At 46.6% G+C, this 305-nt stretch carries 1 protein-coding gene; it reads right to left on the bottom strand.

All coding sequences use genetic code 11. The features are described 5' to 3' along the window. Positions 1-261: ATP-binding cassette domain-containing protein (locus NE473_RS31020; protein WP_502802867.1), on the bottom strand; the 261-nt coding region annotated here is incomplete at its 3' end. Between the last annotated feature and the right edge of the window lie 44 nt (positions 262-305).

The following is a 305-nucleotide window of genomic DNA, read 5'->3' as shown; positions in this document are numbered from 1 at the left end:
CTTTTCCTCTGCCGGCAGCTCCTGGGGCAGATAGCCCGGGTGTTCCCCTGTACAGATTCGTTCGCCCTGCGTCTCCGTATACCCCTCAATCAGTTCAGGATTATAAATCCATTTTAGAAGCGTACCCTTTCCATTTCCCTCTTCCCCGATCAAAACCGCTTTGTCTCCGGGATTTAAGACCAAGCTGAAATCCTTTACAATTACCCTCAAATCCTTTTTATGTGTCATCGTCAGTTGTTTTATCTGTAACATCTGTAACATAAAATATCCCTCCCGGCCAATCGTCCGGAAGGGATACAAGATTC

This window comes from Hungatella sp. SL.1.14 (assembly GCF_024460495.1).
GTDB lineage: Bacteria > Bacillota > Clostridia > Lachnospirales > Lachnospiraceae > Hungatella > Hungatella hathewayi.
The sequence above is the reverse complement of the archived record's forward strand: the minus strand, read 5'-3'. Positions and strand labels throughout refer to the sequence as shown.